This window comes from Streptomyces sp. NPDC107500, from assembly GCF_055582785.1.
The window spans coordinates 252,843-274,736 of sequence record NZ_JBVJPF010000001.1 but is presented as its reverse complement, the minus strand read 5'-3'; the positions used below and the strand labels follow the sequence as shown (position 1 = coordinate 274,736).

At 72.9% G+C, this 21,894-nt stretch carries 19 protein-coding genes and 1 tRNA gene; 10 read left to right on the top strand and 10 right to left on the bottom strand.

From position 1 onward, the window contains the following. Positions 1-217 precede the first annotated feature (217 nt). The gene (orn, locus tag ACZ67M_RS01240) at positions 218-820 is read left to right on the top strand and encodes an oligoribonuclease (protein WP_361354232.1); all 603 of its coding nucleotides are present in this window, start codon (positions 218-220) and stop codon (positions 818-820) included. Between the two features lie 121 nt (positions 821-941). Further along, positions 942-1,014 (top strand) — tRNA-His (locus ACZ67M_RS01235). Between the two features lie 72 nt (positions 1,015-1,086). Here the strand turns inward: ACZ67M_RS01235 and ACZ67M_RS01230 are convergent. The 3 genes from ACZ67M_RS01230 to ACZ67M_RS01220 form a co-directional block, all read right to left on the bottom strand. Next, positions 1,087-2,121 (bottom strand): FecCD family ABC transporter permease, encoded by a 1,035-nt coding sequence (locus tag ACZ67M_RS01230; protein WP_385798628.1) that lies wholly within the window; start codon positions 2,119-2,121, stop codon positions 1,087-1,089. Further along, positions 2,118-3,176 carry an iron chelate uptake ABC transporter family permease subunit gene (locus ACZ67M_RS01225; RefSeq protein ID WP_392103855.1) on the bottom strand — a complete coding sequence of 353 codons (1,059 nt, stop codon included), beginning with the start codon at positions 3,174-3,176 and terminating at the stop codon, positions 2,118-2,120. Before ACZ67M_RS01225 ends, ACZ67M_RS01230 begins: the two co-directional genes overlap by 4 nt. A gap of 125 nt (positions 3,177-3,301) precedes the next feature. Next, positions 3,302-4,048: a helix-turn-helix domain-containing protein gene (locus ACZ67M_RS01220; RefSeq protein WP_361354223.1), complete on the bottom strand. Its 747-nt coding sequence runs from the start codon at positions 4,046-4,048 to the stop codon at positions 3,302-3,304. A gap of 138 nt (positions 4,049-4,186) precedes the next feature. On the opposite strand from ACZ67M_RS01220, the gene ACZ67M_RS01215 reads away from it, so the two are divergent. Beyond that, the gene (locus ACZ67M_RS01215; protein ID WP_392008217.1) at positions 4,187-5,173 is read left to right on the top strand and encodes an ABC transporter substrate-binding protein; all 987 of its coding nucleotides are present in this window, start codon (positions 4,187-4,189) and stop codon (positions 5,171-5,173) included. Next, a complete protein-coding gene (locus tag ACZ67M_RS01210) occupies positions 5,173-6,942 on the top strand; it encodes a siderophore-interacting protein (RefSeq protein ID WP_469849084.1) in 1,770 nt (589 codons plus the stop codon). Before ACZ67M_RS01215 ends, ACZ67M_RS01210 begins: the two co-directional genes overlap by 1 nt. 211 nt (positions 6,943-7,153) lie before the next feature. Here ACZ67M_RS01210 and ACZ67M_RS01205 read toward each other — a convergent pair whose 3' ends face one another. Next, positions 7,154-8,209 (bottom strand): LacI family DNA-binding transcriptional regulator, encoded by a 1,056-nt coding sequence (locus ACZ67M_RS01205; RefSeq protein ID WP_385798637.1) that lies wholly within the window; start codon positions 8,207-8,209, stop codon positions 7,154-7,156. A gap of 365 nt (positions 8,210-8,574) precedes the next feature. Between ACZ67M_RS01205 and ACZ67M_RS01200 the strand changes: the two genes are divergently transcribed. From ACZ67M_RS01200 to ACZ67M_RS01185, 4 genes are all read left to right on the top strand, one after another. Continuing rightward, positions 8,575-9,900 carry an ABC transporter substrate-binding protein gene (locus ACZ67M_RS01200; RefSeq protein WP_361354211.1) on the top strand — a complete coding sequence of 442 codons (1,326 nt, stop codon included), beginning with the start codon at positions 8,575-8,577 and terminating at the stop codon, positions 9,898-9,900. A 5-nt stretch (positions 9,901-9,905) separates the two neighbouring features. Next, a complete protein-coding gene (locus ACZ67M_RS01195; RefSeq protein WP_392103899.1) occupies positions 9,906-10,916 on the top strand; it encodes a carbohydrate ABC transporter permease in 1,011 nt (336 codons plus the stop codon). Positions 10,917-10,928: 12 nt separating this feature from the next. Further along, on the top strand, positions 10,929-11,840 hold the full coding sequence (locus tag ACZ67M_RS01190) for a carbohydrate ABC transporter permease (RefSeq protein ID WP_361354208.1): 912 nt from the start codon (positions 10,929-10,931) through the stop codon (positions 11,838-11,840). 135 nt (positions 11,841-11,975) lie between these two features. After that, positions 11,976-13,415, top strand: a complete 1,440-nt coding sequence (locus ACZ67M_RS01185) for a GH1 family beta-glucosidase (protein WP_361354204.1) — start codon at positions 11,976-11,978, stop codon at positions 13,413-13,415. A 95-nt stretch (positions 13,416-13,510) separates the two neighbouring features. On the opposite strand, the gene ACZ67M_RS01180 is transcribed toward ACZ67M_RS01185, so the two are convergent. The 3 genes from ACZ67M_RS01180 to ACZ67M_RS01170 form a co-directional block, all read right to left on the bottom strand. Further along, the gene (locus ACZ67M_RS01180; protein WP_469849082.1) at positions 13,511-14,983 is read right to left on the bottom strand and encodes a glycoside hydrolase family 18 protein; all 1,473 of its coding nucleotides are present in this window, start codon (positions 14,981-14,983) and stop codon (positions 13,511-13,513) included. Between the two features lie 129 nt (positions 14,984-15,112). Beyond that, positions 15,113-16,546 (bottom strand): sensor histidine kinase, encoded by a 1,434-nt coding sequence (locus tag ACZ67M_RS01175; RefSeq protein ID WP_361354198.1) that lies wholly within the window; start codon positions 16,544-16,546, stop codon positions 15,113-15,115. Then, a complete protein-coding gene (locus ACZ67M_RS01170; protein ID WP_392235312.1) occupies positions 16,543-17,283 on the bottom strand; it encodes a response regulator transcription factor in 741 nt (246 codons plus the stop codon). The genes ACZ67M_RS01175 and ACZ67M_RS01170 overlap by 4 nt, the downstream gene beginning before the upstream one ends. A gap of 143 nt (positions 17,284-17,426) precedes the next feature. Here ACZ67M_RS01170 and ACZ67M_RS01165 point away from each other — a divergent pair, with 143 nt between their 5' ends. Next, positions 17,427-17,981, top strand: a complete 555-nt coding sequence (locus tag ACZ67M_RS01165; protein ID WP_385798644.1) for a hypothetical protein — start codon at positions 17,427-17,429, stop codon at positions 17,979-17,981. A gap of 114 nt (positions 17,982-18,095) precedes the next feature. Here ACZ67M_RS01165 and ACZ67M_RS01160 read toward each other — a convergent pair whose 3' ends face one another. Together ACZ67M_RS01160 and ACZ67M_RS01155 are read right to left on the bottom strand one after the other, a co-directional pair. Beyond that, complete coding sequence (locus tag ACZ67M_RS01160) at positions 18,096-18,965, bottom strand: spermidine synthase (protein ID WP_392103842.1); 870 nt, start codon at positions 18,963-18,965, stop codon at positions 18,096-18,098. Positions 18,966-19,016: 51 nt separating this feature from the next. After that, positions 19,017-19,400 (bottom strand): hypothetical protein, encoded by a 384-nt coding sequence (locus ACZ67M_RS01155; RefSeq protein ID WP_234959660.1) that lies wholly within the window; start codon positions 19,398-19,400, stop codon positions 19,017-19,019. Between the two features lie 305 nt (positions 19,401-19,705). Here ACZ67M_RS01155 and ACZ67M_RS01150 point away from each other — a divergent pair, with 305 nt between their 5' ends. After that, positions 19,706-21,154: a hypothetical protein gene (locus ACZ67M_RS01150; protein ID WP_469849079.1), complete on the top strand. Its 1,449-nt coding sequence runs from the start codon at positions 19,706-19,708 to the stop codon at positions 21,152-21,154. 76 nt (positions 21,155-21,230) lie between these two features. Here ACZ67M_RS01150 and ACZ67M_RS01145 read toward each other — a convergent pair whose 3' ends face one another. After that, on the bottom strand, positions 21,231-21,827 hold the full coding sequence (locus ACZ67M_RS01145; RefSeq protein WP_385798649.1) for a histidine phosphatase family protein: 597 nt from the start codon (positions 21,825-21,827) through the stop codon (positions 21,231-21,233). Positions 21,828-21,894: the final 67 nt, after the last annotated feature.

The following is a 21,894-nucleotide window of genomic DNA, read 5'->3' as shown; positions in this document are numbered from 1 at the left end:
CGAAACGCCGGACGGGCCGCTCAGCCCGTCCGGCGTTCGACGATTCAGTCCGTCCGGCGTTCGTCGATTCAGCCGTCCAGCGTTTGTCGATTCAGCCCGTCCGGCGTTTGAGGACGAGGCCGTCAGGCCGAAGCGGGGGTTCGGGGGCGGCAGCCCCCGTGACGCCCGCACCGACGCCGGGGGCCCGGCGAAGGGGCGCCCACCGTACAGTGGCCGCATGAACGATCGCATGGTGTGGATCGACTGCGAGATGACCGGCCTCTCGCTGTCCGACGACGCGCTCATCGAGGTTGCCGCCCTCGTCACCGACTCCGAGCTGAACATCCTCGGCGAGGGCGTCGACATCGTCGTCCGCCCGCCGGAGCGGGCCCTGGAGACGATGCCCGACGTGGTGCGTGAGATGCACACCGCGTCCGGCCTGCTCGCGGAGCTGGAGGGCGGCACGACGCTCGCCGACGCCGAGGCACAGGTCCTCGCGTATGTACGGGAGCACGTGAAGGAGCCCGGCAAGGCCCCCCTGTGCGGGAACTCGGTCGGCACCGACCGCGGCTTCCTGCTGCGGGACATGCCCACGCTCGAGGACTACCTCCACTACCGGATCGTCGACGTCTCCTCGATCAAGGAGCTGGCCCGCCGCTGGTACCCGCGGGCGTACTTCAACAGCCCCGAGAAGAACGGCAACCACCGCGCGCTCGCCGACATCCGCGAGTCCATCGCCGAACTGCGCTACTACCGGGAGGCGGTCTTCGTCCCGCAGCCCGGACCGGACTCCGACACCGCCAAGGCGATCGCCGCGAAGCACGTCGTCCCGGCCAGGTAGGGGCCCGGTACGCCGGGGAGCGGCGCCCGGAAAGCCGGGCGCGAGCACCCCTTCGGACCCTGTACACTTTTTCTCAGCCGGTCGGGAAACCCCGCCATGCGGGATTCGAGCACCGGCCTTGGTGGGTGTAGCTCAGTTGGTAGAGCACCTGGTTGTGGTCCAGGTGGCCGCGGGTTCAAGTCCCGTCACTCACCCTGATCCGTCGGCCGGTGACCTTCGCGAAGGTCACCGGCCGACGGCGTTCCGGGCCCTCCCCCGGACCGCCCTCACGTCCCGCGCCGGCTCTCGCGCGCCAGCAGCACCAGCAGATAGGCGCCCCCGACGCACACGGTGACCGAGCCGGTCGGCAGGAGCACGCCCGGGATCGTGTGCTGTGCCGCGAGGTCGGCGCCGAGCAGCAGGATCGCGCCGACCAGCGCCGAGCCGGCGAGGTCGACGGAGGTGCCGTGACCGGTGAGCCGGCGGGCGATCTGCGGGGCCGCCAGCGCGACGAAGGCGATCGGGCCGGCCACCGCGGTCACCGCGGCCGTCGCGACCACCCCGAGGACGACCAGCAGCACCTTGGTCCGCTCGACCGGCACCCCCAGCATCGCCGCCGTGTCGTCGCCGAGTTCGAGCCGCCGCATCCTGCGCTGTGCCACCGGTGCCGCCACGGCCACCGCCGTCAGCACGACGGCGGCCGTCCCGATGCCCGGCCAGTCGACGTTGCTCAGCGACCCGGCCCCCCACACCGCGACCCGCAGCGCCGTGTCCACGTCGGCCTTGACCAGGAACCAGGTGTTGACCGAGGAGAGCAGCGCGCCGACCGCGATGCCCACGATGATCAGCCGGAAGCCCTGCACGCCCCGCTTGAACGCCAGCAGGTACACGCCGAACGCGGTGACCAGCCCCCCGGCGAGCGCTCCCGCCGCGAGCGCCGAGTAGCTGGTCGCCCCTGCCAGCAGCATCACGACGACGCCGGTGTACGAGCCGGTGGTGAGGCCGATCACGTCGGGGCTGCCGAGCGGGTTGCGGGTGAGGGACTGGAAGACGGCGCCGCCCACCGCGAGGGCGGCGCCGAACAGGACGGCGGCGACGATGCGCGGCGCCCGCCACTCCAGCACCACCTTGCGCACACTTCCGCGCGCCGACCCGGTGAGTACGTCGGTCAGGTCGCCCAGGCTCAGCGGGTAGCTGCCCAGGGTGAAGGCCCACAGGGACAGCGCGACCAGCACCAGCCACAGCACCGTGCAGACGACGACCGCGCGGCGGGTCAGACGCAGGCTCAGCGGCCCCGCCCTGAGGACGAACACCCCGCTCACAGCGCCCTCGCCCGTCGTCCGCGCACCAGCCAGACCAGGACCGGCGCACCGATGATCGGCATCATCACGCCGACCGGCAGCTCGGCGGGGGTCACGATCAGCCGGCCCAGTACGTCGGCGACCAGCACGACCGCCGGTGCCAGCACGGCGGAGTAGGCGAGGATCCAGCGCCAGTCGGGTCCGGTCAGCCACCGCACGGCGTGCGGCACCATGAGGCCGACGAACAGCAGCGGGCCGGCCGCGGCCGTCGCCGCGCCGCACAGCAGCGTCACCGCGACCACCACGCCGAAGCGGGTCGCCCCCACCCGCAGACCGACGGCCCGCGCGGCGTCGTCGCCGAGAGCGATCGCGTTGAGCGGGCGCGCACAGCAGACGGCGACGACGAGTCCGGCCAGGACGAAGGGGGCGATCGCCGCGGCCGTGCCGGACGGACGGTCGGTGACGCTGCCCGCCTCCCAGAACCTCATGCGGTCGAAGGTCTCCGTGTCGATCAGCGCGAGGGTCTGCGAGACGCCGGAGAGCACCGCCGTGAACGCGATGCCGATCAGGGTGAGCCGCAGGGGCGCGGGCCCGCCCCGCCCGCCCCGCCCACCGCTGGCGGCGAGGAAGACGAAGGCCGCGCCGGCGACCGCGCCCGCGAACGAGAGCGGCAGGTACTGCTCGATGCGGGTGACACCGAAGGCGGCCACGCCCAGCGTGACGGCGAAGCCCGCACCCGCGTTGACGCCGAGGATGCCGGGGTCGGCCAGGGGGTTGCGGGTGAGCGCCTGGATGAGGGCCCCGGCCACGCCCAGGGACGCGCCGACCAGCAGGCCGACTACGGTGCGGTCGACCCGGGCGTCGGCGACCGTGGCATGGGTCGCGGATCCGTCGGGCGCGGTGAGGGCCTGCCACACCACGTCCAGGGGGAGCATCGCCGAGCCGAGCGCGACGCTGAGCACCACCGCCGCGAGCAAGACGGCGACGGCGGCGCCGAGGCCGAGCAGCCGGCGTCCGGTGGGACGCGACGAACGGGTCTGCGGGAGCGCGGCCGTCGTCGCCGACGCCTGTGCCATCCATCCTCCTTGAGAAGCCCACGCCGGACCGGCGGGGCCGAGCTGCCGACATTCCGCACGGCCGGACTTCCGAACCACCGGCCGGACTTCCGGGCTGCCGAAGTTCCGAACTGCCGAAGTGCGCCTCATCGTCCGCCGAGCGCACCCACCGCGTTCGCGGTGAGCACGCCCACCGGGATCCCCGACTCGCGGCTGAGCGCGCGCAGCAGCCCGGCCCGGGTGGCATAGCCGGCCGCCCTGGCCGCCGCCGTCAGTTCGCCGCCGCCGAGGATGTGCTCGACGGCGGCGTTCATCCTGGCCCGGTTCCGCCACCGTGTGAAGGGCAGCCCGGTCTCGTCGAGGCAGACCCGCTGCACCTGACGTGGGCTCATCCGGTGCTGGGCGGCGAGCAGTTCCAGCGTCGCGGAGTGGTCGCGCAGGGCCTCACGGGCGAGCGCCCGCACCGCGGGATGGGTGGGCAGGACGACCGGGAAGTACTGCCGGGAGATGCTCCGCAGCACCCGTCCGAGCGCCAGGCGGAACGGCCGGACCTCGGCCGCGCTGCCCGGTGCGGCGCCCAGCACGGTGGTCATCACCTCGGTGATCGCGGGCACCACGCCGAGCGGCTGGACCCGGAGTCGGGGCAGGTCATCCGGGGTGAGGGTGGGGCCGAGGGCCAGGCCGCCGGGCTCGATCCGCAGCGCGTGCGGTACTCGGGGCGCGAGCCACACGGACTCCTGCCGGCCGAGCCGCCACTCCTCGCCGTCGGCGAGCAGGAGGGCGGAGCCGGTCACGATGTGGATGAGCTGCGGCTCGTCGTGCTGGTGGGTGTCGTGACCGAGAAAGCGGATGGCGTTCTCGGCGACCACGGTGCCGAGGGATGTCACCGGCAAGCCTGCCTCCCGTACCTGCGACGTGTCGTGTCCGTCGCCGGCGATGTCGTGAATGGATCGACACCCCGGAACCGGCGAGGTTAGGCTCACCTTACCAACGGGTCGAAGGTGCGATCCCGTCCTGCCACGTGAGGTCCCATGTTTGCTCCTGCCCGCCTGCTCGCCGTCGCGGTCGTCGCCGCGCTGGCCCTGACCGGCTGCGCGGCCGACGACTCCCCGGGCGACGGCGACAAGGCGTCCGCCGCGAAGCCCCGTACGGTCGTGACCGACTACGGCAAGGTGGAGGTGCCCGCCGAGCCGAAGCGCGTCGTCGTGCTGAACCACGCGCTCGCCGGGTATCTCTACGACCTCGACGTGCCGGTGACCGCGACCATCCCCGAGGACGCCGACGGCAAGGGCGAGTTCTCCCCCTACTGGGCCGACGAGGCGAAGAAGGACAAGACGACCTTCCTGCCGTGGAGCGTCGACGGTTTCGACCTGGAGGCGATCCTCAAGCTCGAACCCGACCTCATCGTGGGCGGCGGCGTCGGCTTCCCGCTGTTCCAGGCGGAGAAGGTGTACGACGACCTGTCCGACATCGCCCCGACGGTGCTGGTCGGCAAGAAGCTCGGCGACTGGCGCAGCCAGTTCTCCTTCCTCGCCGACGACGTATTCGGCAAGAAGGACGTCTACACCCAGCACCTCGCCGCCTACGACAAGCGCGTCACCGAGGTGAAGAAGGCCATCACGCCCCCGCCCGGCCCGGTCTCCTTCCTGGCCATGACCGGTGACGGCACCGCCTACGGGCTGGTGGAGAGCGTGGGCCTGCCGACCGAGTTCAAGAAGGTCGGCATCGAACCGGCGCCCGTCTTCGCCAAGGGCGGCTTCAAGGTGTACGGCGGGGGCGGCGACATGTTCGAGCTGTCGACGGAGAAGGCCGGTCAGACGATCACCCAGCCGTCGGTGTTCGTGATGGGCTTCAACGCCGACACCACCGACGTCGCCACCCTCAAGAAGAACCCGGTGTACGGCGCGCTGCCCGCCTTCAAGTCCGGGCACGCCTACGACCTGCCGTACTGGGTGCTGCGCGGCGACTACGACGAGTCGATGGCGCTGCTGGACATCATCGAGGAGCAGTTCGCCTGATGGCGGCCCAACGCGCCTTCACGACACACCCGCTCGTCCTGCGCCGGGTCACGGTGCGCCGCGTCACGGAGGTGACCCCCCGGATGCGGCGCGTCGTCCTGGGCGGCGACCAGCTCGCCCCGTTCACCCGGGACGGGATCGACCACCCCGGTTTCGCCGCGCCCGGGTTCGACGACCACGTCAAGGTGATCCTCGCCTCGGACGGCGACGTCCGGGCCGCGCTGCCCGCCCAGTTGCCGCACGGCATCGAGTGGACCCCGGCGGAGAACCGGCTGACCCGCGACTACACGCCGCGCCGGGTGGACGCCGCGGCCGGCGAACTGGACCTCGACTTCGTCGTGCACGGCGACGGACCGGCGGCGACTTGGGCGGCGTCGGCGCGGGAGGGCGACGAGCTGTGGTTCGTCGGCCCCAAGTCGTCGCTGCGGCTGCCGGATCGGCTGGACTGGATCCTGCTCGTCGGCGACGAGACCGCGCTGCCCGCGATCGGCCGTTTCCTGGACGAGCGTCCGGTCGCCGCCCCCGCACACGTCCTGGTCACCGTCCCCGACGACTCGGCCCGCCAGGAACTGGCGTTGCGCGACGGCGACACCGTGACCTGGGTCGTCGCGGAGCCCGGTGACGCGGCCGCGCTGGAGGCCGCGGTGCGCAAGCTGCCCGCCCCCGAGGGGGACGGGTACGCGTGGGCGGCGGCGGAGAGCCGGGCGCTGCTGCCGGTGCGCCGGTACCTGCGGCGCGAGCGGGGGCTCCCGAAGGAGCGGCTGAACATCACGGGCTACTGGCACCGCGAGGAGACGGCCCCGGAGCAGGCGGAGGGTTCGCCCGCCCCGGAGCACGGACACGTTCCGTCGCCGGTGCCGTGGCTGGTGGCGCGGGCGGCGCTCCAGCTCGGCGTGATCGACGCGGTCGCCGACGCGCCGGGCATCCCGCTCGGGACGCTCGCCGCGCGCGTGGGCGTGCCGGCGGCGGGGATCGGCGTACTGCTGCCCCTGCTCACCGCGCACGGCGTGGTCGTCGGCGACGAGCACGGTCTGCGGCTCGGCGCGGCGGGCGAGGACCTGCTCGACGACCACGAACGTGAGGAGTACGTCGGCCAGGAGGCGGAACTGCTGCTCGCGCTCACGGAACTCGCGCCCGCGCTGCGGGACGGCGTCTCCCCGTGGCAGCGGGCCTCGGGCGCCACCCTGAACGACACGGTGGTCCGGGACGCGGAGCGCTACGGCGAACTGGTCGAGGAGTGCGAGCAGTTGGCGTTCCTGCTGTCCGGCCTGACCGCCGACCCGCTCTGGACCGGCGTCGGGACCTGTCTGCTCGCCGGACCCGGCACCGCGTCCGTCGTCGCCGCCCTCGACGACACCGGACACCGGCCGGGGCTGCGCGTGGCGGAGGACGACGTTCCGGCGGCGGTCCTGCGCGGCCGCGTCACGGCACCGGAACGGATCGACTGGACGGGCGGCCCGGCCGACGTCGCCGTGGCCGCGAAGGCCCTCGCCCACCGGACGGACGACGAGGCCGTGGCGCTGCTGGAGCGGCTGGCCGGCTGGGTCCCGACGGCGGTCCTGGTGGAGGCCTCCCGCCCCGACGGCCTGAGCCCGCACGCGGCCGAGGCCGCCCTGCACGCCTACGCCGCGACCGGCGCCCCGCTGCGCGACTCCACGGCGATCGCCGCCCTCGCCGCCCGCACGGGCTGGCACGTGGCCCGCGTCGTCCCCCTCGGCTGGGGCGCCGAAGCCACGGTCCTGGAGCGCGGGGAGTCCACTTCGGGGTGACCGGTGGAACCCGCCCTGATGCGCCCGCGGCGAGTGGAACCCCACGTCCGGGACGACGGGCGCGACGGTCAGCGGGTTGGGCCGGGGCCGCGCACTCGGCGGCACCACCACCGCCCGCCCACCGCCCGCCGCGACGGGCGGTGACCGGGCGGGCGCCGACGGACGCCGGAGCCGGGGCCCCGACGTCCGTCGGCGTCACCGCGGCACCCGCTCAGGACGACGTACGCTCCACCAACTCCGTCGCCAGCACCACCTGGTGCCGCTCCAGCCCCCGCGAAGCCGCCGGACGGCGGTCCGCGATCTCGGTCAGGAGCAGGTCGATCATCGCGCGGCCCATCTCCTCGATGGGCTGGCGGACGCTGGTCAGGGGCGGCTCCATGTGGCGGGCTATCGCCGAGTCGTCGTAACCGACCAGCGCCACGTCGTCCGGGATGCGCCGCCCGGCCTCGCGCAGCGCCTGTCGGGCACCCGCCGCGGTGACGTCGGAGGCGGCGAAGACCGCGTCCACGTCGGGGCTGCGGCGCAGCAGCTCCTCCATCGCGTGGCGCCCGCCTTCCTCGGTGAAGTCACCGGCCTCGATCAGCCCGTCGTCCACCGCGTGGCCCGCGTCGCGCAGGGCGTCGCGGTAGCCGTCGACGCGGCGCTGGGCACCGTAGACGTCGAGGCGGCCGGTGATGTGGGCGATGCGGCGGCAGCCCCGGGACAGCAGGTGCTCGACGGCGGAGCGGGCGCCGCCGTAGTTGTCCGAGTCCACCGAGGCCAGCGACTCCGTGGCCGAGCGCGGGCCGCTGATCACGGCCGGGATCTCCAGCTGGGTCAGCAGGTCGGGCAGCGGGTCGTCGGCGTGCACCGAGACCAGCAGGACGCCGTCCACCCGGTGCGCGGCCAGGTACTGGGCGAGCCGCTCGCGCTCCCGGTCACTGCCCGCGAAGATCAGGAGCAGTTGCATCTCGGTGTCGGAGAGTTCGGAGCCGACACCCTTCAGCATGTCCGAGAAGTACGGTTCCGCGAAGAACCGGGTCTCCGGTTCGGGCACGACCAGCGCGATCGCGTCGGTGCGGTTGGCCGCCAGCGCCCGGGCCGCCGTGTTCGGGACGTAGCCGAGTTCCGCGACCGCCGCCTCGACGGCCGCCCGGGTGGCGTCACTGACCCGGGGCGAACCGTTGATCACCCGGGACACCGTGCCGCGACCGACGCCCGCCCGCGCCGCCACCTCTTCGAGGGTGGGCCGGCCACCGCTCCGACCACGCACTCCGTGGCTTGCCATCGGCTCCGCCTCCCGTCGACACCCCCGCACTCTGCGGCTGGCCTGGAATTTAACAGGCCGGTCGGGTGTAATGACCGGCTCCGGGTCCGCTCCCGCCGTGGCGGAGGTGTCTCCGTAGCGTTCGTCGCCTCCAGTTAACAGGCCGATAACTGAAGGCATTTCGTCGCGTCCGTTCCCTTGACACCCCCGCCCGGACCGACGACTCTTCAACACATCACTTGTGGGAGCGCTCCCACACTACCTGGCACATACACATCCCGCACGTTCCCCGCCCGAGCCGCAGCAACGAACGAACGACATGAAGCAGCGGGTCCAACCATGTAGTTGGCCGGGGGGTCGGCACGTCAGGGCAACAGGAGGACGCAATGCGAGCAGCACGTATACGACCCGCCCGCAAGGTGGTGGTCATGGCGGCCATCGCGTCGCTGGGGGCCGGGCTGCTGGCCGGCTGTGCCGATGACGGTAAGGACGAGGACAGCTCGTCGTCGGGCGACGGCGGCGGCAAGACCACGATCACCCTCGGTCTGTTCGGCACGATGGGCTTCAAGGAGGCCGGCCTCTACGAGGAGTACGAGAAGCTCAACCCGGACATCAACATCGAGGAGACGGTCACCGAGCGGAACGAGAACTACTACCCCGCTCTGGTCAACCACCTCACCACCGGGAGCGGCCTCCAGGACGTCCAGGCCATCGAGGTCGGCAACATCGCCGAGGTCGTCGAGACCCAGGCGGACAAGTTCGCCGACATGTCCAAGGTCGAGGGCGTGAAGGCCGACAGCTGGGTGGACTGGAAGTGGAAGCAGGGAGTCACCAAGGACGGCCAGGCGGTCGGGCTCGGCACCGACATCGGCCCGATGGCCATCTGCTACCGCAAGGACCTCTTCGAGAAGGCGGGCCTGCCGACCGACCGCGCCGAGGTCGGCGCGCTGTGGGCGGGTGACTGGAAGAAGTTCATCGAGGCCGGCGAGAAGTACAAGAAGGGTGCCGGCAAGGACACCTACTTCATGGACTCGCCCGGCGGTCTGATCAACGCCATCCTCGGCGGCGAGGAGGAGAAGTTCTACAACGCCGCCGGCGAGGTCGTCTACAAGACCAACCCCGCCGTCAAGGAGGCCTTCGACCTGACCGCGGACGCGGCCGAGAAGGGCCTGGTCCAGGCGCAGACCCAGTTCCAGCCGGCCTGGGAGCAGACCATCGCGAACAACCTGTTCGCCACCGTGGCCTGTCCGCCCTGGATGCTCGGCACCATCAAGGGCAAGTCCCAGCCCGAGGCGTCCGGCCAGTGGGACGTGGCCGCGGCGCCGACGTCCGGCAACTGGGGCGGTTCCTTCCTGGGCGTGCCCAAGAGCGGCAAGAACGTCGAGGAGGCGCAGAAGCTCGTCGCCTGGCTGACCGCGCCGAAGCAGCAGGCCAAGCTGTTCGCCGTGCAGGGCAGCTTCCCGAGCGCCACGGCCGCCTACGAGCTGCCGGAGGTCAAGGACGCGAAGAACGAGATGACGGGCGAAGCGCCTATCGGTGAGCTGTTCGCCAAGGCCGCCGAGTCCATCCCGGCGCAGGTGATCGGCCCGAAGGACCAGATCATCCAGCAGGGCCTGACCGACAACGGCGTCATCCTCGTCACCCAGGGCAAGTCGCCCAAGGAGGCCTGGGAGAACGCCACCAAGACCATCGACAACAACCTGGAGAAGTGACCGGAATGACCACCCGGCACGACACCGCCGCGCCCCCCTCCAAGGGGGGCGCGGCCCCGGGCCGACCGCCCGGTGACGCGGTCTCCTCCGAGGAGGCGAGGAAGCGGGCCCGGCTCTCCCGCCGCTGGCAGCGGGACCTGCGCTGGAGCCCGTACGCCTTCGTCTCCCCGTTCTTCCTGCTGTTCGCCGCCTTCGGCCTGTTCCCGCTGCTCTACACCGGCTGGGCCTCGCTGCACACGGTGGAGCTGACGGCGCCCACCGACATGACGTGGGTGGGCCTGGACAACTTCACCAGGATCTTCGACGACGAGTTCTTCTGGAACGCGGCGCGGAACACGCTGACCATCGGCATCATCTCCACGGTGCCGCAGCTGCTGATGGCGATGGGCCTCGCGCACATCCTCAACTACAAGCTCCGCGGCTCCACCTTCTACCGCGTGGTGATGCTCGCGCCGTACGCGACGTCGATCGCCGCCGCCTCGCTGGTCTTCGTGCTCCTCTTCGGCCGCGACTACGGCATGATCAACTGGGCGCTCGACCTGGTCGGCTTCGACAAGGTCGACTGGCAGAGCGACAAGTGGCCGTCACAGATCGCCGTCTCGTCGATCGTCATCTGGCGCTGGACCGGCTACAACGCGCTGATCTACCTGGCGGCGATGCAGGCGATCCCGCAGGACCTGTACGAGTCGGCGGCGCTGGACGGGGCCAGCCGGTGGCGGCAGTTCATCCACGTCACGCTGCCCCAGCTGCGTCCGACGATCCTCTTCACCGTCGTCGTGTCGACCATCGGCGCCTCCCAGCTGTTCGGCGAGCCGCTGCTGTTCGACGCCAACAAGGGCGCGTCGGGCGGCTCCCAGCACCAGTTCCAGACACTCGGCCTGTACCTGTACGAGCAGGGCTGGATCAACCAGCACCTGGGCCGCGCCTCGGCGATCGCCTGGACGATGTTCCTGATCCTCATCGTGATCGGGATCGTCAACTACGTCATCTCGCGCCGGCTGCGCGCCAGTAGTTAAGGAGAACCGGCCGTGACGACGACCCTGACCAAACCCCCGGCCGATCCGGTGCCCGAACCGTCCCGGCGGGGCCGGCTCCGGTCCAAGTCGGCCCGGGCCGGCGGGCAGATGCACGCCGGCCCCGTCGCGTACATCATCCTCGCCCTGTTCACCCTCGGTTCGCTGTTCCCGCTGGTGTGGACGGCGATCGCCGCCTCACGCGACAACCAGCGCCTGGCCCAGACGCCGCCGCCGTTCTGGTTCGGCGGCAACCTCTTCGACAAGCTCGAGATCGCCTGGACCGACGCCAACATGGGCGAGGCGATCCTCAACACCACGATCGTGGCGGGGATCTCGGCGGTCACCGTCGTCTTCCTGTCGACGATCGCCGGCTTCGCCTTCGCCAAGCTGAAGTTCCGGGGCCGCAACGCGCTGATGCTGATCGTGGTCGGCACCATGATGATCCCGCCGCAGCTGAGCATCATCCCGCTGTACATGATGGTGGCCAAGCTGGACTGGACCGACCAGCTCCAGGCGGTGATCTTCCCGTCGCTGGTCAGCGCGTTCGGCGTGTTCTTCATGCGGCAGTACCTGCTTCAGGCGCTGCCGGACGAGATCATCGAGGCCGCCCGGGTGGACGGTGCGAGCAGCTGGCGCGTCATCTGGCACGTGGTGTTCCCGGCGGCCCGGCCCGCGATGGCCGTCCTCGGCATGCTGATCTTCGTCCAGGTGTGGAACGACTTCCTGTGGCCGTTCCTGGTGCTGACGCAGAACGGCAACCCGACCGTGCAGGTCGCCGTGGCCGGCCTCGGCCGCGGCTTCACCCCGGACCAGGCCCTGATCATGGGCGGCGCGCTGCTGGGCACGCTGCCGCTGCTGCTGGTCTTCGCGATCTTCGGCAAGCAGATCGTGGGCGGCATCATGCAGGGAGCGGTCAAGGGCTGACAGGCTGCCGAGAAGGGCAGACACCAAGGGCCGACACCTCACCCGGTGGGCCGGGTCGCCGCCGCCCCGGCCCGCATTCCCCCCTCGTCCTTACTACGCGCCGGTCGTCACACGACCCGCTATGGGAGCGCTTCCATGCTTGAGTCCGCAACGCCGGTGACCCCGGTGACCTTCCCCCCTGCCTTCCTCTGGGGCGCCGCGACCTCGGCGTACCAGATCGAGGGCGCGGTGCGCGAGGACGGCCGTACGCCCTCGATCTGGGACACCTTCAGCCACACCCCCGGGAAGACGGCCGGCGGGGACACCGGTGACATCGCTGTCGACCACTACCACCGCTACCGCGACGACGTGGCGCTGATGAAGGACCTGGGGCTCGGCGCGTACCGCTTCTCCATCTCCTGGCCCCGGGTGCAGCCGACCGGCCGCGGCCCCGCCGTCCAGCGCGGCCTGGACTTCTACCGCCGCCTGGTGGACGAGTTGCTGGCCGCCGGGATCAAACCGGCCGTCACCCTCTACCACTGGGACCTGCCGCAGGAGCTGGAGGACGCGGGCGGCTGGCCGGAGCGGGACACCGCGTACCGGTTCGCGGAGTACGCGCAGATCGTGGGCGAGGCGCTCGGCGACCGCGTGGAGCAGTGGATCACGCTCAACGAGCCCTGGTGCGCGGCCTTCCTGGGCTACGCCTCCGGGGTGCACGCGCCCGGCCGCACCGACCCCGCGGCCTCGCTGCGCGCCGCGCACCACCTGAACCTGGCGCACGGTCTGAGCACGGTGGCCCTGCGGTCGGTGATGCCGGCCCGCAACTCGGTGGCGATCAGCCTCAACACCTCGGTCGTCCGACCGCTGTCGCAGAAGCCGGAGGACCTGGCGGCGGCCCGCAGGATCGACGACCTGTCCGGCGGGATCTTCCACGGCCCGATCCTGCACGGCGCCTACCCGCAGTCCCTGCTGGAGGCGACGGCGCCGGTGACGGACTGGTCGTTCGTCCAGGAGGGCGACCTGGGGCAGATCCGCCAGCCGATCGACGCGATCTGCCTCAACTACTACACGCCGACCGTGGTGTCGGCGGCGGACGCCGACTCCCGGGCGCCGCGCGCCGACGGTCACGGCGCGAGCGACCACTCGCCGTGGCCGGCCGCCGACGACGTGGCCTTCCACCAGCCGCCGGGCGAGCGCACGGAGATGGGCTGGAGCGTCGACCCGACCGGCCTGCACGAGCTGATCATGCGTTACCACCGCGAGGCGCCCGGCCTGCCGCTGTACATCAGCGAGAACGGTGCCGCCTACGACGACAAGCCCGGCGCCGACGGCACGGTGCACGACCCGGAGCGCGTCGCCTACCTGAACGGCCACCTCACGGCGGTGCGCCGGGCCATCACCGACGGCGCCGACGTCCGCGGCTACTACCTGTGGTCCCTGATGGACAACTTCGAGTGGGCCTACGGCTACGAGAAGCGGTTCGGCGCGGTCTACGTCGACTACGTCTCCCAGCAGCGCACCCCCAAGTCGAGCGCCCTGTGGTACGGCCGGGCGGCCCGCACGGGCTCGCTCCCGCCGGTGGACTCCGCCGAGTAGGCGTCTGCCCGGGGACGGCACGACCGATGCGGGGCGCGGCACCTCAGTGGGTGCCGCGCCCCGCTCGTGGGGCCGGTGTGGGGGGAAGCCCGGCCCTACTTGAAGGCGGCGAAGGCCTTCGCGAAGGCGTTCGCCTCCTGGTCGATCGAGCTGCACGTCGCGTCGGCCGCGGGCTTCGGGCCGCCGGGGCACGCCTTGTCGCGGGTCGCGGACCACATGGACAGTCCGCCCAGGCCCTTGGACTCGGCGAACTTCACGAGCTGGCCGGCGTCCTCGACGGTGAAGACCTCGGAGACGACGTCGTTGACACCGATCATCGGGGTGACCGCGACCGTCTTCCAGGCTTCGGCGTCGGAGCGGCCGAGGACACCCTTGACCTGCGCCTGGGTGGCGGTGGCGGCCTGTTCGGCGTAGGTGCCCATGTCGTCGCTGTAGGCGGGCCCGTAGTCCATCGCCATGATGTTGACGGTGCCGATGTCCACGCCGTTCTCCTTGGCGTCGGCGAGGAGGTCGACGCCCGCCTGGGTCAGGCCCTCAGGCATGACGGGGAGGGTGAAGGAGACGTCCAGGCCCGGGTGTTCCTTCTGGAGGGCGGCGATGGCCTGGGCGCGCCGGGTGTTGGCGGCGGTGTCGGGCAGTGCGCCGCCCTCGACGTCGAAGTCGACCTTGGTGAGGTCGTAGGCGTCGACGACCTTGCCGTACGCGGCCGCCAGCGCGTCCACGGACGTGCAGGTGGTGCCCAGTTCGGAGCCGGAGGCGCCGCCGAAGGAGACGCGGACGTCGCCGCCCTGGGCGCGCAGGGCGCCCATCTGCTTGGCCACGGCGTCGCTCGCGAGGTCGGTGACGCCGCCCCACTTGGGGGTGCAGCCGCCGCCGTCGGTGACGAAGGCGAGGGTGTAGTCCTTCACGCCGGTGGCCTCGGCGTTGGCGAGGAGGTCGTAGGCCGGGTAGAGGGAGGTGTCGACGTACGGCGCGAAGCCGGCGCCGGCGGCGGTGCCGTTGCCCGGTGTCGAGGTGGGCGCCGGGGTGGTGGCGGTGCCGGTCGGGTCCGGCTCGGCGGTGTCGGTGGCCGTGGGGGCCGGCGTGGAGGTCGGGGCCGGGGGCTCGGTGGGGCGGCCGCTCGGCTCGGGGGTGGCGCCGTCGTCTGCCGAGCACGCGGCGTCGTCGACGAGGCAACCGGTGGGATCGTCCGTGCCGTTGACGACGAAGCCGACGGTGACGGACTCGCCGGCCTTCAGGCCGTCCGTGTCCCACTTCGGCGGGGTCACGGTGACGTGCTGCCCGCTCACCTTCGACTCGGCGTTCCACAGCGAGCCCAGCTTCGTCCCGCCGGGCAGGTCGAACTCCAGCGTCCAGTCCGGCTTCGCCTCGCCGCTGCCGTTGGTGACGACGTACTGGGCGGTGTAGCCGTTCGACCACTCGCTGGTCTTCGTGTACACGGCGCCCACCGGGGCCGCCTGGGCGGTACTGGTGAACAGCAGCGCGCCACCGCCGGCCACGGCCGCCGCGACGACGGTGCCGATCGCCTTGTTCCTGCCACTGACCCTGCGTCGGTGCGTGCGCGTCATGTGCCTGCCTTCGCTGTTCACGGTGCCCCCGGCGGGGAACGTCCGGGGAGGGGGTGCGGCAGCACGCTAGCGAGCCGGAAACGGGCAAAGAGCCTGATCCGGGCGGGGTTCGGCGATCTTAGGGTGCGCTTAAGGAAGAGATCGGGGCCGATTAATGGTGGCCGTCTGCCGGGGCTGTCTGCGGCGCCGCACCGCTCCCCGGTGGCCGCGCCGCTCGGGCGCCGTCCGCCCGTCGAGCTGCACCCAGATGCGCACCTCGGTGCCGCCCAGCACGGAGGAGCCGATGCGGACGTCGCCGCCGGTCGACTCGGCCATGCGGCGCACGATGTCCAGGCCGAGGCCGGTCGAGCCGTCGCTGCCGGAGCCCCGGCCGCGGGCCATCGCCGCCTCGGGGTCGGGTATGCCGGCGCCCGCGTCCGACACGAGCACGATCACCGCGTCCTCGCCGTTGTGCAGGTCGACGGCGAAGGCGGTGCCCTCGGCGGTGTGCCGGAAGACGTTGCCGAGCAGGGCGTCGAGGGAGGCGGCGAGGTCGGCGCGGGCCACGGGGATGCGCACCGGCCGGTCGGCGCCGGCCACCCGCCACTTGCGGCCCTCGTCCTCGGCGAGCGCGGACCAGAACCCCATCCGCTCGCGCACCACCTCGGCCGCGTCGCACCCGGCGCCCGGACCGGCGGCGGCCGTCTGCGGCTTGGCGTCCCGGGCGGTGCGGATGATGGTGTCGACCTCGCGCTCCAACTGCTCGACGGCGGACCGGGTCTGCTCGGCGGCCGGCCCGTCGCCGAGCGAGGCCGCGTTGAGCCGCAGCACGGTCAGCGGCGTGCGGAGGCGGTGGGACAGGTCGGCGGCCAGCTCGCGCTCGTTGGCGAGGAGCTGGACCACCTGGTCGGCCATGGAGTTGAACGCGACGGCCGCGAGCCGCAGTTCGGTCGGACCCTCCACCGGCACCCGCGAGCCCAGCCGCCCCTCCCCCAACTGGTGCGCGCCCTCGACCAGGCGCTGCGCGGGCCGCACCATCCGCACGCCCAGCCGGTCGGCGACCGCGACGGAGCCGACGATCAGGGCGGCGCCGACCGCGGCGAGCACCGCCCAGGCCGTCGCGACCCCGTTGGTGACCTCGGACTCGGGGACGTACACCTCGACCACGGCGATCTCGCCGGAGCTGAGCGCGACCGGCTGGAGCAGCGTGGAACCGCCGTCGACCTCGGTGGTGGAGGCACGGCCCATCTCGCGCACGGCGGCGATGTCCTCGTCGGTGGCGCGCTGCCGGCCGATGTCCGCGGCCCGCTGCCCCGCGCCGCCGGTGCGGTCGGCCGGCTCGCCGGACGCCGGTATGTGCACGGCCATTCCGGCGTCCGAGCCGGCGGAGGCGACGACGCGCTCCAACTGGTCGCGGTCGGTGGTGATGGACAGCGCGGGGGCGACGGCGGCCGCCTCCCGTTCGGCGTTGGAGAAGGCGCGGTCGCGGGCCATCTCCCGGATGACGAGTCCCAGGGGGACGGCGAAGGCGACCACGACCATCGCGGTGACCGCCAGCGACACCTTGACCAGGGCCCACCTCATCGCGGCGGCTCCGCTCCGGGCAGCCCAGGGCCCAGCGCCGGGTCCTGGTCCTGGGGAGGCTCCAGCTTCACGCCGACACCGCGCAGGGTGTGCAGGTAGCGCGGCCGCGCCGCGGTCTCGCCCAGCTTGCGCCGCAGCCAGGACAGATGGACGTCGATGGTCTGGTCGTCGCCGTAGGACTGCTGCCAGACCTCGGCGAGCAGTTCCTTGCGGGGGACGACGACCCCCGGCCGGCCGGCCAGGAAGGCGAGCAGGTCGAACTCGCGGCGGGTCAGGTCGAGGCGCACGCCGTCCAGGTCGGCCTGGCGGCGCAGGGGGTCGACGGTCAGGCCGCCGACCCGGATGACGGGCGAGGGCGCCGCCTCCGCCGGTCCGGTCCTGACCCGGCGCAGGACGGCGGCCATGCGGGCCGACAGGTGCTCCACGGAGAACGGCTTGGTGAGGTAGTCGTCCGCGCCCGCGTTCAACAGCCGTACGACCTCCGCCTCGTCGTCCCGGGCGGTGGCGACGATCACCGGTACGTCGGTGATGCCGCGCAGCATCTTCAGCGCCTCGGAGCCGTCCAGGTCGGGCAGTCCGAGGTCGAGGATCACCACGTCGAAGCGGAAATGGGCGACCTCGCGCAGCGCCTCCAGCGCCGTACCGACGCTGCGCACGGTGTGCGAGGCGTCGGTCAGGTGCCGGATGAGCGCCGAGCGTACGAACTGGTCGTCCTCGACCACGAGCACACTTGCCATGGGCGGCACCGTACGCCATGCGGACCAACCCGGTGCGGGCCTGTGGACAACTCCGGCGCGGGCCTGTGCACAACCCCGCCGGGGGCCTGCGTCACACTCCGTTCGGGCGACACGGGTGGGGCGGGTGAGGCAGTATGGCCGCGATGCGCAGAGGACTCGTCCACGTACTTGCCTGGCTGCTCGCCACCGGCGCGGCGGTCACGCTGTCGTGGTGGGGCGTTCACACGGTGATGACGGGCACGGCCTACGACGCGCCCCGCGCGCTGCCCATCACCGCGGCCGACGCGTCGGTACGGGACGTGCCGGACGCCTCCGGCGAAGAGGGTTCGCGGGCGTCGTCCACCAGCCGTCCGTCGCCGTCGGGCAGCCCTTCGCCGTCGCCGAGCGAGACCCGCCCCGAGCCGGAGCCCACGCCGTCGCGGACCGCCCCGTCCACCACGCCCGAGCGTCCGGCGAGCCCCTCCCCCGCCACCTCCGGCGAGGTCAGGAGCTACGACACCGACGGCGGCCGCGCGGTCTTCGACCTCGGCACGTCGTCCGCGTCCCTGGTGTCGGCGACGCCGGGTGCGGGCTGGTCGATGCAGGTGTGGAAGACGGAGTCGTGGATCCGGGTGGAGTTCAGCTCGGGGGCGGACCGGGTGTCGGTGTTCTGCACCTGGCACGACGGACCGCCGCGCGTGGAGATCGGCAGCTACTGAGCCGACGCGCCCCGCCGGGGCTCGGCTCCTGCCCCTGCCCCGTCAGCGTCGGCGTCGGCGTCGGCGTCGGCGTCGGCGTCGGCGTCGGCGTCGGCGTCGGCGTCGGCGTCGGCGTCAGCGGAAGACGGACGGCGGTGGCGCGGGCGAGTCCACCGCGGCCGCATCGGTGACCGGCGCGGCCCCTCCCGTGAAGTCGGCCAGGGCGCGGCCGTGTTCCACCCGGGCGGGCTGCGGGTCGGAGGCGGCGCGGCGGGTGAGTTCCGCGACCGGCAACGGGCGGTCGGAGGCGACGAGGACGGCGTTGCCGAAGCGTTTGCCGCGCAGCACCGCGGGGTCGGCGACGAGGGCGAGTTCCGCGAACCGGGCCGCGGCGGTGGCGATCTGGCCGCGCAGGTGGGCGAGGGGCGGGCCGTCGGCGAGGTTGGCGGCGTAGACCCCGCCGGGCGCGAGCGCGCGCCGCACCTCGTCCAGGAACTCGGCGGATGTGAGGTGGGCCGGGGTTCGGGCGCCGCTGAAGACGTCCGCGACGATCAGGTCCGCCCAGCCGTCGGGCACCTTGCCCAGTCCGGCGCGGGCGTCGGTGGAGCGCACCCGGATCCGCGCGCCGGGGTCCAGGGGCAGCTCCCGGCGGACCAGTTGGACGAGGGCGGCGTCCCGCTCGACGACCTGCTGGGTGGAGCGGGGGCGGGTGGCGGCGAGGTAGCGGGCGAGGGTGAGGGCGCCGCCACCGAGGTGCACGGCCTGGACGGGCCTGCCCGGCGGGGCCGCGAGGTCGATGACGTGCCCGAGACGGCGCTGGTACTCGAAGGACAGGTGGGCCGGGTCGTCGAGGTCGACGTGCGACTGCGGGGCGCCGTCGATCAGCAGGGTCCAGGCCCGGGTCCGGTCCCGGTCGGGGACCAGCTCGGCGCGTCCGCCGTCGACGTCCTCGACGACCGGCTCGGCGGCAGCGCGCCCGCGGCGGGCGTTCCTGGACTTTCCCATCGGGCCATTATCGGCGCACCGCGCGATGGCGCCGCGCGCGGCCGGGACGCCTCAGCGGCAGCTGTCGGCCGCTCTGATCAGCCGGGCCGCCTCGCCCAGCGCCTCGCGCAGCACCGCGGGGTCGGTCGCGAGGTCCGCCTCGCCGGGCGGCAGCAGCCAGTCGGAGCCCTCCACGGGCGGCTCGGGCGGCAGGTCGAGGCTCAGCCCGCGGCCGTCCGTCTCCGTACAGGTGCTGCCCGGGACGTCCCAGGCGGCGGCGGTGCCCGGCGGCACCAGGAACCCCAGAGTGTCGCAGCCGTCGTCGTGGATCACGGGACCCACCGCCTCACCGGCTCCCCGCCTGAGGATGTCGACCGCCTCCAGACCCTGCCGGGCCGGCACGGTGACGACATCGCAGGCGTCACAGGGCGGATCGCTGATCCGGCTGGTATCCATCCCGGCCTCCACCACGGAAGTCCTCCTCGGACGAGCGGGTCGGGAGTCGAGGGCCTCCCGGTCACCCTGTCCAACGCGGCGGGCCGTCAACGGCTACGGCACAAGTGCGCCGCAAAGGATGGCACTTCATGGCAGATCGCGGATGAGATATCCGGTTTGTAGGCAAACAGTGCGTGGCGGCTCCGTCACAGCCGGTACGTTCTTGCTCGCCGGAAACAGGGATGCCAGGTGATGGCAGGCGGATGATTTCCGCGACTCGTCCCTTTCCCGGCATGGTTCGACGGTTCGCACGAGAGGACCCGGCCATGGCGTCGTCAATGGTGACCTCCGCCCAGCCCGAACGGCCGTCGCGGCCGAACCTCGCCTTCCGGCGCTTGCGCGGCAAGCGCTCGCCGGCCGAGTTCGCGGCGGCGGTCCGCCGGGCCGCGCGCGACATCGGCGAGCGGGTGAGCTGCGACGCGCGGTACGTCGGCCGGGTCGAGGCGGGCGAGATCCGCTGCCCCAACTACGCCTACGAGCGGGTGTTCCTGCACATGTTCCCCGGTCGCACGCTCACCGACCTGGGGTTCGCGCCCCGCTCGTCGGTACGCGGACGCCGGGCGCGTACCGACGAGGACGCACTCCCGGCGTCCGTCCGCCCGTCCGAACGCGCCACGAGTGAGACACGGGGGGCGGGTGAACCGTATGAGACGCATGACACGCAGGACCCGTACGAAAAGCACGACAACAATGAGGAGAGCGACGTGCTGCGTCGCGCATTCATGACGAGCGGGGCCACCGTGGCCGCCGCCTCACTGGGCCCCCTGGGGCTCGCCCTCGACGCCGCGGCGGCCGGACGTCCCGTGCGCCGCGCGGGGTCCGGCGAGGCCTGCGCCCTCGAAGAAGCCGTCCGCCGGATCCGGCTGCTGGACGACCGGCACGGTGCGGACGGCCTCTACCGGCGCGCGGCGGCCCCGCTGCGCACCGCGTACGCGCTGCTGGACGCCGGGGCGTCCCGCCGGGCGACGGCGGACCGGCTCTACACGGGCGCCGGTGAACTGGCGATCTCCGTGGGCTGGCTGGCCCACGATTCCGGGCGCTTCGACGACGCGCGCTCCCACTACGCGGAGGCGCTGGCCACCTCCCGGATGACCGGTGACGCGGGTCTGGAGGCGCACGCCTTCTGCAACATGGCGTTCCTCGCCCGCGACGCCGGGCGGCCGCGCGAGGCGGTGCGGGCGGCCCAGGCCGCGCAGCGCGCCGCCCGGCCGCTGGGCTCGGACCGGCTGATGTCGCTGCTGGCGCTGCGCGAGGCGGGCGGCTGGGCGGGGCTCGCCGACCGGGTCGGCTGCGAACAGGCACTGGCCCGCGCGCAGGCCTTCTACGAGCGGGGCCCCTCGGACTCCGACCCCGAGTGGATGAGCTTCTACGGCCGCGCCGAGCTGGAGGGTCTCGAGGCGCAGTGCTGGTCCGCGCTGGGCGACTGGCACCGGGCCGCCCGGCACGCACGACGGGCCGCCGAGTTGCAGGACCCGCACTTCACGCGGAACCTCGCGCTGTACTCGGCGGAGCTGGCGGACGACCTGGCCCGCGGCGGCCACCCCGACGAGGCGGCGGACGCCGGCCTGCGGGTCCTGGACCTGCTGGGCGAGGTCCAGTCCTCCCGCATCCACACCATGCTGGCCGGAACGGCCCGAGTCCTGCTGCCGCACCGCCGCAACCGGGGAGTCTCGGCGTTCCTGGACCGCCACGGCACGCTGCCGCGCCCGGCCTGAGAGCCGCCGGCACCCCGGCGGCGCGGGCGGCTGACGTCCGCCCCCGCCCCACGCGGACGCCGGCACGGCGCGCCGGTCAGCCCACCAGGTGCCCCAGGTCGTTCCAGCTCTCCAGCGCCGGCTCCCCGTAGGCCCATCCCAGGACCGACAGCGACGTCGGGTTCAGCCGTATCCGCGCCGCGAAGTCCAGCGGCAGCCCCAGCCACCGCGCCCCGATCGACCGCAGGATGTGCCCGTGGGCGAAGACCAGCACGTCCCGGTCCGCCTCCCGCGCCCACGCGACGACCTCGTCCGCACGCGCGGTGACGTCCGCCACGCCCTCCCCGTCGGGCACCCCGTCCCGCCAGATCAGCCAGCCGGGCCGGACGGCCTGGATCTCGTCCGGGGTCATGCCCTCGTACGCCCCGTAGTCCCACTCCATCAGCGTGTCCCACGCGCGGGCGCGCTCGCCGAAGCCCGCGAGGGCGCAGGTCTCCCGCGCCCGGGAGAGCGGACTGGTCCGCACCTCGACGCCGGGCAGGCCCTCCAGGGGCGCCCGGTGCAGCCGCTCGCCGAGCAGCTTGGCGCCCTGCCGGCCCTCCTCGAGGAGCGGTACGTCGGTCCTGCCGGTGTGTCTGCCGGACAGCGACCACTCGGTCTGTCCGTGCCGGGCCAGCAGGATGCGCGGTGCCATGAAGAGGCCTTTCCGGGAGAAATGTCTGAGGGGACCCCTCCATCATCCCGCACGGCGGGCGCGGGCA